The sequence below is a fragment of the Planctomycetia bacterium genome, from assembly GCA_034440135.1.
Classification (GTDB): domain Bacteria; phylum Planctomycetota; class Planctomycetia; order Pirellulales; family JALHLM01; genus JALHLM01.
The window spans coordinates 1-10606 of sequence record JAWXBP010000020.1 but is presented as its reverse complement, the minus strand read 5'-3'; the positions used below and the strand labels follow the sequence as shown (position 1 = coordinate 10606).

At 60.0% G+C, this 10606-nt stretch carries 7 protein-coding genes; 3 read left to right on the top strand and 4 right to left on the bottom strand.

Annotated elements, in window-relative coordinates:
* The coding region (locus SGJ19_01185; protein MDZ4778849.1) for a hypothetical protein at positions 1-245 on the top strand (245 nt) is incomplete at its 5' end.
* 87 nt (positions 246-332) lie between these two features.
* Here the strand turns inward: SGJ19_01185 and SGJ19_01180 are convergent.
* A complete protein-coding gene (locus tag SGJ19_01180; protein ID MDZ4778848.1) occupies positions 333-596 on the bottom strand; it encodes a hypothetical protein in 264 nt (87 codons plus the stop codon).
* Between the two features lie 399 nt (positions 597-995).
* On the opposite strand from SGJ19_01180, the gene katG reads away from it, so the two are divergent.
* Together katG and SGJ19_01170 are read left to right on the top strand one after the other, a co-directional pair.
* Entirely contained in the window at positions 996-3248 is a 2253-nt protein-coding gene (katG, locus tag SGJ19_01175; GenBank protein MDZ4778847.1) for a catalase/peroxidase HPI, read from the top strand.
* A 690-nt stretch (positions 3249-3938) separates the two neighbouring features.
* On the top strand, positions 3939-4634 hold the full coding sequence (locus SGJ19_01170; GenBank protein ID MDZ4778846.1) for a TylF/MycF/NovP-related O-methyltransferase: 696 nt from the start codon (positions 3939-3941) through the stop codon (positions 4632-4634).
* 1549 nt (positions 4635-6183) lie between these two features.
* On the opposite strand, the gene SGJ19_01165 is transcribed toward SGJ19_01170, so the two are convergent.
* The 3 genes from SGJ19_01165 to SGJ19_01155 are packed head-to-tail and all read right to left on the bottom strand — an operon-like array spanning position 6184 to position 10192.
* The gene (locus SGJ19_01165) at positions 6184-6444 is read right to left on the bottom strand and encodes a hypothetical protein (protein ID MDZ4778845.1); all 261 of its coding nucleotides are present in this window, start codon (positions 6442-6444) and stop codon (positions 6184-6186) included.
* A gap of 59 nt (positions 6445-6503) precedes the next feature.
* Positions 6504-7925 (bottom strand): DUF1501 domain-containing protein, encoded by a 1422-nt coding sequence (locus SGJ19_01160; protein ID MDZ4778844.1) that lies wholly within the window; start codon positions 7923-7925, stop codon positions 6504-6506.
* 8 nt (positions 7926-7933) lie between these two features.
* Positions 7934-10192: a DUF1549 and DUF1553 domain-containing protein gene (locus SGJ19_01155; GenBank protein MDZ4778843.1), complete on the bottom strand. Its 2259-nt coding sequence runs from the start codon at positions 10190-10192 to the stop codon at positions 7934-7936.
* Positions 10193-10606: the final 414 nt, after the last annotated feature.

Genomic DNA, 10606 nt, shown 5'->3' with positions numbered 1-10606 from the left:
CCAGCATGCGTTCCAGTTCGGCCAGGTCGCTGGCCGCCGAGCGCGGGATCGTGATTCCGGTGCGGAATGACTCCGGAGCAGATCGCAATCGCTTCGATGCCTTGGCGCACGACGGTGCCGTCGTCGCTTCCGGCGACAACCTGCCGCACAGCGTGAATCGTCCAGGTGGAGAAGGTCAGCAGCTCCCGTTCCTGATCCTTCGTGGCGATGCTGTTCGCCGTCTTGAACCAGCCGCCGATTACTGAATACGATGCGGCGTTCGGCGAAGAAGTTGCAGGAGAACGCCGTGCGCGAAGCCCCTTCGACCATCTGTTTGAAGCGACTGCGCGGAATCACTTCGGCATGAATGTTGACGCCGTTCTCGACAGGGATACGAAAAATCCGTTCGTCGTTGCCGTCGCTGCGCAGGCGGCGCGTGACGCCGTCAGCCGCAATGATCCAGAGACTGAGCGATCTCGGCGCCAAATGGTGTCCGCTGACAAGCTACCGACCAGCACCGCGGCCAGCACGTAGCGATCCTCGGCAAGCCGATCGATCAACTGATCCAGCGCGGCCTGAAACCGTGCCACCTTTTCGGAATCAGATTCGTCGGCCACCGGAATTCCTTCGCGTGGTCTGCAGGCGTGGACAAGCGGGCTATTCGAATTCGCAACACAACTGCCGTGCTGTGCAACCCCGCCGCAACCCGCGCGAGTATTCTATCGTCGTGTGATGCGCACAAGCAAGCGAACCTGCAAGGCGTTGATCGGTCTACGGCAATACGCCAAGGTCTGAAACTCTCACCTCCCTAGATTGTCGCGTCGGGCGGCTGGCGGTACGATTTGTGCCATGGGAGTCGGTCGGGCGCGGTGGGAACTGGCGATCAACACGCCAGCTCATTGGTCATCACCGCGGTTGGTCGACTTCGATGGCACCTGGCCCATCGGTCCGCAAAAATCGCTGGCGGGTGAACAGTGTAATGTTCATCCTTCCGAGCGCGCTCAAGGAGAAATCTCATGGCAGCCGACACGCAAACTCGCTTCAAACATGCTGCTGGCGGCGGCACGTCGGACCGCGACTGGTGGCCGAACCAGTTGAGGGTCGACTTATTGCGTCAGCACTCCTCCAAGTCCGATCCGATGGGCGAGGATTTTTGTTACGCGGAAGCGTTCAAGAGTCTCGACCTCGCGGCGGTGAAGCAGGATCTCGCGGCGTTGATGACCGACTCGCAGGATTGGTGGCCCGCGGACTTTGGCCACTACGGTCCGTTGTTCATTCGTATGGCGTGGCACTCGGCCGGCACTTACCGGACCGGAGACGGTCGTGGCGGCGGAGGCCGGGGCCAGCAGCGTTTCGCGCCGCTCAACAGTTGGCCGGACAATGTAAGCCTCGACAAGGCGCGCCGGCTGCTGTGGCCCATCAAGCAAAAGTACGGCCGCCAGATTTCCTGGGCCGACTTGATGATCCTGACCGGCAACGTCGCACTGGAAACGATGGGTTTCAAGACCTTCGGTTTCGGCGGCGGACGCGAGGATGTCTGGGAGCCGGATCTGGACGTTTATTGGGGCGCGGAAACGACATGGCTGGGGGGCGATGTTCGCTACAAACATGGTTCTGAGGGAGTGGAAAAAGCGGGCGGCGTGTTGGTGTCTGACGACAAGGCCGACGGGCAAATGCACGGACGCAAGTTGGAAAATCCGCTGGCCGCGGTGCAGATGGGCCTGATTTACGTCAATCCCGAAGGTCCGGACGGCAATCCGGATCCAGTTGCCGCGGCGCATGACATCCGGGAGACGTTCGAGCGCATGGCTATGAACGACGAGGAAACGGTCGCCCTCATCGCCGGCGGGCATTCTTTCGGCAAGACGCACGGCGCCGCGCCGGCGACTCACGTGGGCGTCGAACCGGAAGCGGCTTGCCTCACGGAGCAGGGGCTCGGCTGGCGGAACGACTTCGGCACGGGCGCCGGGGGCGACGCGATCACCAGCGGTCTGGAAGTCACTTGGACCACGACGCCGACGAAATGGAGCAATAACTTCTTCGAGAACCTGTTCGGCTACGAATGGGAGCTTACGAAGAGCCCGGCCGGCGCTAACCAATGGACGCCCAAGAACGGCGCCGGGGCGGGCACCGTGCCGCATGCACATGATGCCTCGAAGCGGATCGCTCCGTCGATGCTGACGACGGACCTGGCGCTGCGTTTTGACCCGGCCTACGAGAAAATCTCGCGGCGTTTTTTGGAGAATCCGAGCCAGCTTGCCGAAGCGTTCGCGCGCGCGTGGTTCAAATTGACGCATCGCGACATGGGCCCGCGTGTGCGTTACCTCGGTCCGGAAGTCCCTCAGGAAGAACTCATCTGGCAGGACCCCATTCCCGCCGTGAATCATCCCTTGATCGACGCGCAGGATATTGCTGCGCTCAAGAGCAAGATCCTGGCCTCCGGGCTGCCTGTCTCGCAGCTTGTGGCGACGGCCTGGGCGTCGGCGTCCACGTTCCGCGGTTCCGACATGCGCGGCGGCGCGAACGGTGCGCGGGTTCGGCTGGCGCCGCAGAAGAATTGGGAAGTCAACCAACCCGCTCAATTGGCTACGGTGCTGAAGACTCTGGAAGACATCCAGAGCGCGTTCAACAGTGCGCAGCCGGGCGGCAAGAAGGTCTCGCTGGCGGACCTGATCGTGTTGGCCGGTTGCGCTGCAGTTGAGCAAGCGGCCAAGAACGCCGGGCATGACGTCGCGGTTCCATTTGCGCCGTGGCGCATGGACGCCTCGCAGGAACAGACCGATGTGGAATCCTTCGAAGTGCTGGAACCGATTGCGGACGGATTCCGCAACTACCTTAAGGGGAAGTACACCGTCCCGGCCGAAACGTTACTGATCGACAAGGCGCAATTGTTGACGTTGACCGCGCCCGAAATGACGGTATTGTTGGGCGGCCTCCGCGTTCTGAACACCAACGCCGGCCAGGTTCGCCACGGCGTCTTCACCAAACGGCCCGAAGCGCTGACCAACGATTTCTTCATCAACTTGCTCGACATGCGAACACAGTGGAAGCCGGTCTCGTCCGACGCCGACGTGTTTGAAGGGCGCGATTGCAAATCCGGCGAGCTGAAGTGGACCGGCACGCGCGTCGACTTGATCTTCGGTTCGAACTCCCAACTCCGGGCCGTGGCCGAAGTCTACGGAAGTTCCGACGCGGAGAAGAAGTTCGTGCAAGACTTTGTCGCGGCCTGGACCAAGGTGATGAACCTGGATCGCTTTGACCGCGCCTAGTCAAAGCGCCGGAAGAAAACACTCGACCCATGAAAAACCGGAGCCGGCGCATTCGCCAGCTCCGGCTTTACTTCTCACGGTCGCTTAGTGAAGTGTCGTTACTTCTGAGGCGATTCCATGGCCCGCTTGCGCTGTTCGCGAATTTGGTTAATCGTCTTTTCCACAACGTTGGCCGGATTGAAGCTCGGCGGGAAGCGTAGGTCAGGGACGGACGCACTCGTCCCCAAGGCAGGACGCAAGTCTATATCCGCGAAGCTCGGAAGTGCCACCATTCACTACCTCGTTTGGGTGGACGATTAAAGCGAATTCGTGGCATTGTGCAGCGCCTAAGATTATCCAGTTGTCGGGTCAATGCCCCTCGCGCCCGCCCGCGAACGCGGAGGCAAGATCGCCGTTTTTGCTGGGTAACTCACGACAGGGGACATGAGCGCTACACTTTTCGACCGACCATCGGCGACCCGCCAAACGCTGCACTATTCGAGCGCCGCTTTCAGACGGTATCCGCTTCAGTAACTGGCGGCGGTTCACCAAAAGCGCGGGAGAACCAAATTGGAGCGCCGAATGACATCGTCGCCGCTTTTTCTTTGCGGCGCATGTTCCGCGATCAGCAGAGGGTTGTGGTAAGCTTCAGTCGGATTGACACTTGCATTCTCCATAGTCCACGGCTCCCCCATCTGGATAAGGCCCGCCATGTGGCTAAGAAACGCGCGCTTCCAACGCCTCATCGGCGGTGGCGTCCTGGAGCGAATCTCGATCGGGACCGTGGCGACGCTAGAGCTGCTGGGTCTCGTCGGCCATAAGGATCCGGCGATTGTGCGTTTGATCCGCCAGGTACGCCGTGAGCGGCGTTGGTTGGTAACGGCCAATGAAGCCTTTTTGGTGTACTCCCTGGCGCGATCAACTGCCAAGTTGTCGGGCAGCATGGCCGAGGTGGGTGTGTACCAGGGAGGCTCCGCCAAGATGATCTGCGAGGCAAAAGGGGAAACCCCCTTGCATTTGTTCGATACGTTTGAGGGCCTGCCGGAATCGAGTGCGGCCGACAATCACGTACATGTCCCTGGCCAATACGCATGCAGTCTGGGCTCGGTGCGAACGTATTTGAGCGGTTACTCTAACGTGCATTTTCACAAAGGTCGCTTTCCCGATGGCACCCTGCCACTCGCGAACGCTAGGTTTTCTTTCGTCCATTTCGATGTCGACTTGTACCAGAGCACTCTCGATTGCCTCCGGTTCTTCTACGAGCGGATGCTCCCTGGCGGAGTCATGCTGTCGCATGATTACTCGATCCTGGCCGGAGTGCGACAGGCATTTGCCGAGTTCCTGGCTGATAAGGCGGAAGAACTGGTTGAGTTGCCAAGCACTCAGTGTCTGGTGATCAAGCTGTAGTGGCTCGCTTTGCTGATGCCGTACGGGCCTTCCGCCGCGCCGTCGGCACGCCTGGTCTTGGCGTGTTTACGAGAAATGAGTGTGTGCGGCGTTCGAGTGGGCGAAGCCACCTGCGAGTGCTTTGCCGCAATCAACGAAGCCTACCGACAGATGAAAATAGAAGCCACAATCAGTTTGACAAACTGCCTGGCAGTGTATGTCATTGGCGGTGCCGGGCAATCAGTTTGCGTCTGTGTAGCCAATATGTAGCCAAAGGGGCACACGTCTAAGAACAAATTGGACAATCGTGGACAAATGCTTTCCCCGCAACTAGGCCACGGTGTACGACTTAGAACGATCCTGGACGTCCGTGGAACATGCCACGTCGCAACTGGAAATGTGGTGCCGGGTAACCGGTTGTGGGTTCGAGCCCCATGCCCTCCGCCTGACGTAAGTCCGCGTAACTCAAAGAGTTGCACGGACTTTTTTTGTTGCTCTAACCGCATCTCGCAGCCCGTTTTTGGGCGTTCGTGTAGCCAATTTGTAGCCAAGTCGGGATGTTCTGCGCAACGGACGTGCCTGGACGGCGGTGGATGTTGGCGGACGAGTGGTTTTGGCTATAGGACGGATGTGGCTGGATAATGGCGAACCTTGGGCGGCGTAACACACGTCTATAACGGGGTGACCAGCCACGAATTCCTGTACCACCCGTTATGAAGGTAACGTTGGGGTAAGACCGCTGTGCTGCTGGAGCGGAGGGATGGGCCTCGGCGACGGCGCAGCCGTCGCCGAGGCCCATCCCTGAGCGGATGCAGAACCGGGGGATGGCGGAGAGGTGCGGACCTAGTAGAAGTTCATCACTCGGGGCGTCTGGAACGGCGACGACGTGTTGGCTGAGATGCGGCGTGACATTGCCTCGCGTTCTTCACGCCGCATGGAAGCGATTCAGCGCGGGCGAAGGAAAGCGTGACGTCCTTGGTCAAGCCGCTTGGATCTGTCGCCCGCACCGTGATCGGCACATCCATAAAATTGCTGGCGCCGGCGAACTCGATCAGGAGTGTTCGTGGAATACCAGAGGTGATTGAAACAGCATCAAAGTAGCTCGCCGACCCTCCCACGCTTTGAATACCGTACGCCAGCGCGCTATTGGCGTCCTGGGCGTCCTAGAATATGCCGAACAGATCAACTTCGGTGCGCGGCACCGTCGTCGTGACAATGATGTCGGTCGAAATACCGCATTCGGTAGTCGGAGTCATGCTCGGCCAAAAGCCCGCGGCAGGGTTCATGTTCCGTGGGAAACATGGGGGGCGCTGCCTTCCTCGGAGCCGGTCATCGGTCGCTCACTTTCCTGCTTGCGACCGATGGCCGGCGCATGCGAAGGCAGCGTTGCCTTTGTTGGTGAAGTCGGAGGGAGTGAGCTTTGAGCCTAACTCACTAAAATCCCCGAAGAACCACGTTGTCTTTCGCCAGGCGCTGCGTCACCGGCGCATTTCCGTACACGATCCCACTATGCGGCAGATGCTGCGCGAAATCGGGCATTCGCTGTGTAGCATTGCCATCTTCGGACTCGTCACGATCGTAATCGCTTTTGCGGCTCTGACAAATTCCGTTCAACGTATTCGGACATTGCGAATACAAGATTTTCCCGGGCAGCTTCTTGCACAACCCCTTGGGCCGCGTGCTCAATTCCGTGACTCATCATGGATTGCACCATGAAAAATACCGAGCACACTTCGGCCTCTACTTCAACATCAGGGATCGCCTGATGGGAACGAATCTTCCAGAGTATGAGCGGCGCTTCGCAATGGCAACCACGCGTGAACCATGGCATGCGGATCATGTTCCAGAATCACCTGGAGCGGTCACCGACTTGACTGAGGAATGCAGCGTTCAGGCCAATACTTCGCGGATGACGTTCCCACCGTTGATCGTGGCTCGTTCGTCGCGGCCATTGTGGAGGTAGGTCAAACGCTGATGATCGAGCCCCAGGCAATGCAGGATCGTGGCGTGAATGTCATGCACGTGGACGCGACCGTCGATGGCGTAGAGGCCGATTTCGTCGGTCGCGCCGTACGTGACGCCGCCGCAGATGCCGCCGCCGGCCATCCACATGGTAAAGCCGTAAGGATTGTGATCGCGCCCATTGCCGCTTTCGCTCATCGGCGTGCGTCCAAACTCGCCGCCCCAAATGACCAGCGTGGAGTCCAATAGGCCGCGGCGTTTCAAATCGCGCAGCAAGCCGGCAATCGGCCGGTCTGATTCACGGCAGTGAAGGCTGTGATTTCCTTCGACATTCGCATGGGCGTCCCACTTGCTGCCGGCGCCAAAGTACAGTTGCACGAAGCGCACACCGCGCTCGACCATGCGGCGTGCGAGTAAGCAGTTGCGGCCGTTATGTTCCGTCTCCGGTTGATCCATCCCGTAGAGTTGGAGCGTCTCCGCGGTTTCGCCGGCCAAGTCGACTAGGCGCGGCGCAGCCGACTGCATGCGAAACGCCAGCTCATAAGCCGCGATGCGGGCCTCCAACTGGTCGTCTTGCTGACGATCGCGCAAATGCGCCGCATTCAATTGCTGTACGAAATCCAGGCGGCGGCGTTGTCGCTCAGGTGACACCGCCACATCCGGCGCCAGATGCAGCACAGGCGTTGCGCTTGGCAGAAACCGCGTCCCCTGATAAACAGCCGGCATGAAACCGGTGCCCCAATTCCGATTACCGCCCGGCGGCTCGTCGGGATTGTCTTGCAGCACCACGAAGCCAGGCAACTCTTCATTTTCCGATCCGAGGCCGTACACCGACCACGCGCCAAGACTCGGCCGACCGGCCAGCACGCTGCCGGTGTTCATCTGGCACACGCTGCCGACATGATTCAATCCATCCGCATAGCAACCGCGCAACACGGCGATCTCGTCGACGCACGTGGCGATCTCCGGATACCAATCGCTGACCCAAGTTCCCGCTTGTCCGTGCTGCCGGAAGGTTCGCTGCGAAGCCAGCAAATTCGTGAACGCCGTGCGGCCCATCGCCGTGACGGGGCGCTTAAAGCTGGCAGGCAACGGCTGCCCGGCGAGACGATTCAACTCCGGCTTCGGATCGAACAAATCGATGTGACTCGGCCCGCCATCGAGGAAACACCAGATGACTGACTTGGCGCGTGGTGCAACTTCGATTGCCGCGGTGTTGGTGAAAGCCTCATTGCCGATACTTTGCCGATTCAATAACGAGGCCAGCGCCAACGCTCCACAGCCGCCTCCGGCGCGCAGCAGAAACTCGCGACGCGATGGAGGCGACGATCGTCGTTGGCAACGGGCCATGCCTCGCCTCAATCGATCGAAATGAATTCGTTGGAATTGAAAACCGCGTGACAAAAGTCCATCACGGCGGCTTGCCGCGCGTTCTGGATCGCTGTTTGATTCGCAGCGACTGTCGCACCATCCTGAGATTCGACCTGCTGAGCGTCGGGTTCCAAGAACAATGCCTGTTCAGTAAGGAACGACCGGCCACGTTCCAGTTCGTCCGGCGTCGGACGCCGACCATAGGCCTCGCGATACGCCTGGGTGACAAGTGCATCGTCATCCGTGGCGTTTGCGATCAATCGCTCTGCCCATTTCACAGCCATCTCGCGCGTAAACTTGCTGTTCAACATCAGCAGCGATTGCGGCGCCGTGACGGTCGTCGGGCGACGCGCGCAACTTTGATTCAGGTCCGGTTGATCGAACGCCTCGAAGATGGGAAACCGCAGGTTGCGCTTGGCGAACACGTACACCGATCGGCGATTGCGGTCGGCCGCTTGCACGTCCGGCTTCCACGCGTAACGTGCGGACACGCCGTCTGGCAATTCTGGCCGTGCGCTTTCGCCGTACATTCGCAGGTTTAGGTCTCCGGTGATCGCCAACATCGCATCGCGAATCGATTCGCCCGACAAACGCTGCCGCCGAGCGCGCCAGAGGCGTCGATTGGCTGGGTCGGCGGTGGAGGCCAATTGCACGTTCGCATCGTCGTCGCCCAAGAAGCTCGACTGGCAATACGTTGCCGACGTGACCATCAGCCGGTGGATATGCTTCAAACTCCAACCATGCGCCACCAACTCCGCGGCCAGCCAATCCAGCAATTCCGGATTCGACGGCGCGCCGCCCTGGAATCCGAAATCGTTCGGCGTGGCGACAATGCCCTCGCCGAAATGATCTTGCCAAAGGCGATTGACAATCACTCGGGCCGTAAGCGGGTGATCGGGCTGAGTGAGCCACGAAGCGAGTTGGGCGCGACGCCCCGTCGTGTGCGCCTGGTCGACGCAGTCAAGCTTCTCAGGCGGTGCGCTTGTCAGGAATTCCGGAAACCCGGGCTCGAGCGGCTGCAAAGGACGATCGACGTTGCCGCCATCCAACAGGTGCGTCACGGGAGCTAAGGCCCCCAATTCGGCCACCGCCATCGCATGGGGCGGCGCGGGCGGACGTTGTGCATCGAACTCCGAAAGCTGCTTTTGCAAATCGTCGTAGCGCGCGCGATTCTCCTGATCGAGCTTATTCGGCAGCGTATCTTCGAATTGAAACTCCATGCGACGCGCAACCATTTCCGCGATCCGTCGCTGCTCGGGCGTGCGATCCGCATCAGGCGTGAGAAAGCACTGCTGAATCGAGGCTTCGTACTTTTCGAGTGACGTCTTAGCGATCGCGTCGCGCTCCGGCTGGAGTAATTCTTCGATCTGTCGCCGGATATCGGCGGTCGCCAATTCCCAGGCTTCGCGTTGCGAATGATAGTCGGCCATGCCATTGGAGTCGGCGGCAGGGGCGTCGTCGCGCTCCGTGATGGCGGCGAAAAACGCTTGAAAACGGAAGTAATCCGTTTGCAGGATCTCGTCGTATTTGTGATCGTGACATTGGGCGCAGCCCAGCGTCAGCCCGAGAAACGTCAATCCCGTTGTATCGGTAATGTCATCCAGCAGTTCTTGCCGCCGCTGATGCAAGTTCGCCGCATTGTCTTCATCCGCGCACAGACGCAAATAGCCCGTGGAGATCAACGCGTCAGGATTACCGGGCTCTAATTCGTCGCCGGCCAGTTGCTGCCGTACGAATCGATCGTACGGGAGATCCTCGTTGAATGCGCGGATCACATAATCTCGATAGCGCCAGGCATTCGGCTTCAATCGATCGGATTTGAAGCCGTCCGTTTCGGCATACCGCACCACGTCCAACCAGTGTTGCGCCCAGCGTTCGCCAAATCGAGACGAGGCCAGCAGCCGATCCACGACCGTCTCATACGCATTCGGCGTCCCGTCCGCCAGAAAGGCGTCCTGTTCCGCCACGGTGGGAGGCAATCCCGTCAGATCGAAAGTCACGCGGCGTAACAGTGCCAGCTTGTCAGCCGTCGCGTTCGGCCGCAGCCCGCGTTCCGACAAATATTCCAAGACGAAATGATCGATTGGATTCGCGGCCCAATCATCGACGGCGGCCGTCGGAACTGCGGGGCGCGCTAAGGGCAGAAAAGGCCACCCGCCGGCGCGATATCCGTCGTCGCCGTACGCGTGCAACACCGGCAGAGCGACGAACGCCGCCCACAACGCAACGGGAAGCCATCGGTTCATGGTCAGCACGGGCGCAAACTCCGTGGGGCGGCCAACGGAACACGCGTGCATGATAGCCGGAACGCTGGGTTCGATCAATCAAGTGTGATGTCACATCGCAGGAGCGACAAGACGAGTCTTGGGTCGTCGCGAACGAAAGCATCGTGACGCCAGACGGCGGAGGGGAGGATCCAAATACGCAGAAACCACGTGGCACTTCGATAGCGGACCATCTAGGTTCGGAATGCCGGCCATTCTAACAAGCCGCTGCCCCCCGCCGTGACTATTGGGTGCATCCTCGCTATTTTTCCAGTCGGCGACCCTGACTTTGTCTTGGTTCACCGAGAACTGGAACGCGCCGTGGGCAGGGTTAGCGGGGTAAGGGTTGTGGACGATGGCTGCCTTGGGACTTCTCCGCGGTGGGTTGTTCGCTTT